The sequence below is a fragment of the Nonlabens sp. Asnod3-A02 genome (assembly GCF_045063755.1).
Classification (GTDB): Bacteria; Bacteroidota; Bacteroidia; order Flavobacteriales; family Flavobacteriaceae; genus Nonlabens; species Nonlabens xylanidelens.
Genome location: NZ_JBEFOC010000001.1, coordinates 1 through 3,081 on the forward strand (window position 1 = coordinate 1; position 3,081 = coordinate 3,081).

Annotated in this window: 2 protein-coding genes and 1 pseudogene; 2 read left to right on the plus strand and 1 reads right to left on the minus strand. The window is 30.9% G+C overall.

Going from position 1 to position 3,081, the window contains the following annotated elements:
* Window positions 1–156: 156 nt before the first annotated feature.
* On the plus strand, window positions 157–897 hold the full coding sequence (locus tag ACJJVN_RS00005) for a hypothetical protein (protein ID WP_405376577.1): 741 nt from the start codon (window positions 157–159) through the stop codon (window positions 895–897).
* A complete protein-coding gene (locus ACJJVN_RS00010; protein WP_405376579.1) occupies window positions 890–2,206 on the plus strand; it encodes a DGQHR domain-containing protein in 1,317 nt (438 codons plus the stop codon). The genes ACJJVN_RS00005 and ACJJVN_RS00010 overlap by 8 nt, the downstream gene beginning before the upstream one ends.
* Before the next feature lie 48 nt (window positions 2,207–2,254).
* Here the strand turns inward: ACJJVN_RS00010 and ACJJVN_RS00015 are convergent.
* A pseudogene (locus tag ACJJVN_RS00015) lies at window positions 2,255–3,081 on the minus strand (IS110 family transposase); the annotation flags it as partial.

Below are 3,081 nucleotides of genomic sequence, written 5' to 3' on the forward strand. Positions count from 1 at the left end.
GGCGTTTTAAAGGCTACCTGTGAGGCTGTATAATTCAAAATTAGTCTATCTTTAAAATCCTAAATTAACATCTCTAACATAGGGATCTAAAGCAAAACGCCTCACACGCCTTATACCTTTGCCCGTTGGCAGCAAGGTTGAACGAAAACAAACTAAATGAAAGGATATAATTTACTTTTAAACACATTTGCAACTATCATTATAGGAGTTGCAGTTATCGGTGTTTTAGCGATCACATATAAGTTTCTTAATGTCGAACAACCTAAAACAGACACTATTAAAATTGAATATCACGGAGTTAAGACTGATTCAATTAATGAAATTAATAAGCTGGAAATTAAAAAAATAGACTCGTTATTATCTGAAATTAAAGAAACATCTAATAACATCCAGAAACGTCAACTAAACCTTGTAGAAGATAAAGAAAATGATAATTTCTTCAATAAACTTTATGCGGCAATAGTAGCAATCATTTTAGCAATTGCAGGTTTTTTCGGTTTTAAATCCACTAATGATATTAGATCTCGATCAATTGAAGAAGCTAAATATGAATCAACAAAAATAGCTGAAGTATCAGCAAAAGAAGCCAAAGCCGATTCTATTGAAATTGCTAAAAATTCAGCAAAAGAAGAGTTTAACAGAATCTTTGATGAAGAATACAAAGGTGAGGTTTTTGAACAAGCAACAAAAGCTAGTTCGGAGGTTTTAAGAAAGGAAATTGGAAGGTTAGAGAAATCTATTTTTAAAATTAATGCTAGAATTGAAAAATTAGAAAGCAAAGAAGTTCCTGAAGAAAATACTACGGATGATCCTGAACCAGTTATTGAAGATGAAATTAATGATGATAACGTAGATCAAATTATTGATGACACAAAAAACCCTTTTGACAATGAGTAACATAACTAAAATAAAGGGGCTTTTGGTTAATCAATTGACCTCGAAACCAATTGCAATTTCTGCAATAGATTTTCCAACTTTGAGAAGTATGGTGAAATTCACCTCACGTGAAGCTCAAAACTATGATCCATTTGTTCCTATTAAAGATGTTAGTCAAGTTGAAAAAGAGGTTAAAAACTCTTATTACCAAAGATTAACAAATGATAAAAGAGTAAGTAATATATATAAGTTTTTATTGAAAGAAATATCTAACATATATTCCTCAAAAACTAACGCACTTGGTTCATTTCCTACTTCTGTAATTATATCACTTGATTTAAATCAAGAATTTGATACAAAAAAGGAGTACTTGGAGTTTATTGAAACAGCAAAAAAAGAAGAGTATATTGGTGCTTATTATGAAAATTTTGAGAATAACGTTGAACTTTCAGTTCCTGATGGAAAATATGGTTTAATCGTAGATGGTCAACATAGATTAATGGGGATGATAAAACTCTATAATGATGCTTTAAACAATAGTATAAAAATTGGTAGAAAAGCACTAACAGATGAATACCCCAAATTAACTAATGATCTTGTATTAGATTATATAAAACAATTTGAATTCAATTGTACAATTTTATTAGGTTTCGATAAATGGGAACAAGGAAAAGTTTTTGCTGATGTGAATTTTAATCAAAAGCCTGTAAATAAGTCTTTATACTATGATATTTTTGGATCTTATCCTGATCCTAATAAAAACGATATATTCCTTTCACATATGCTTGCTATGCATTTAAATAATAATGAGGATTCTGTATTAAAAGGTTTTATCAAAATGTTGGGTTCTGGTAAAGGATATTTTTCACAAGCATTTTTTGTAGAAGCTATATTATCACATTTTAGACCTAAAAGTATTTGGGCATCTATGCCAATGGACTATTTAAATGATGGAGATGATTACAAAATACTTCCGAAATTTTTCAAATCTTATTTCAAGGCAACTAAAGAAGTATTTAATGAATTTTGGCCAAAAGAAGACGAAGACACTTCTAGAAAATATCCAAATATCCTGTGTAAAACGACAGGTATGGGAGCATTAATTAAATTAATTGATCCAATATATCGAAAATTGAAAATTAATGCTGATTTAAAAACTATTTCTTCCGGTGATTTAACAACTTTACTTAAATCAGAATTGGAAAAAGCTGAAAGTAAAGGAAAAGAATTCTTTTCGAAAGAAGGTGATTTTTCAGGTTCAGGAAGTCTTGGTTTACAAAATAAATTATATATAGAATTAGCAAAGGAATTAGGTTACATAAAAAAATAAAACCCAGCTGCCAACAAAGAACTGTGGTAAAAAACAAGCGAATTTCACTTAATTTCTAACCAGTACACTTCTATATCCATCATCATATATTAATCCTGATTTTGCTATAGCAAAAGCCTGTTTTAAGAGCTTATTACAGACAGCTATTAAGGCTAGTTTTTTACTCTTTCCTTTGGCTACTATTCGATCGTAAATTGCCTTGCATGCTTTGTTGTATTTACAAGCATTAAAACTGCACATAAACAGTAGGTTTCTTAGCTTCTGGTTACCTATTTTACTTATTCGTGCTCTTCCATTTATGCTCGTTCCGCTTTGCCTTATAATAGGTGTTAATCCAGCATAACTGCATAGCTCACTTCCACTTTTAAAACGCTCAAATCCATCGGTTAAAACAACTAACATTAAAGCAGTCTTATCTCCTATCCCTGGAATGCTTTTTAAACGAGTTAGGACATCATGATGCACCTGTTTTACTAAGGCTAGCAACTTATCCTCTATTAATTTTATTTCCTTCTGTACTTGTTTTAAACTACGTTTTATGGAACTAACAACTACTTTACTTGGGTTTCCTAAAACAGCCTCTCCATGTAGTTTATTTTTATACATAGTGCTTTGTTTGGTAAGCATGGACAGCAGTCGAGTCATTTGAAGGCATTCTATTTGATGTTTAGAATTACCTTGCCACAGCTTTAATTCTACCTGTTTTGCATAAGCACAAATCAACTTTGAATCACTCTTGTCTGTCTTGATTTTAGACAGATGTCTTCCTATAATTCCGCTTTCGCGAAAGCGAACTCGTAAAAGTCAAGTGTATAAATCGCTTTACAGATAAAGGATTCTCTACCGACACTTTCTTACCTGATTCTAATAGATAA

Coding starts and splice junctions, on each gene's coding strand:
- ACJJVN_RS00005 (WP_405376577.1), top strand. CDS start 157: ATGAAAGGATATAATTTACTTTTAAACACATTTGCAACTATCATTATA.
- ACJJVN_RS00010 (WP_405376579.1), top strand. CDS start 890: ATGAGTAACATAACTAAAATAAAGGGGCTTTTGGTTAATCAATTGACC.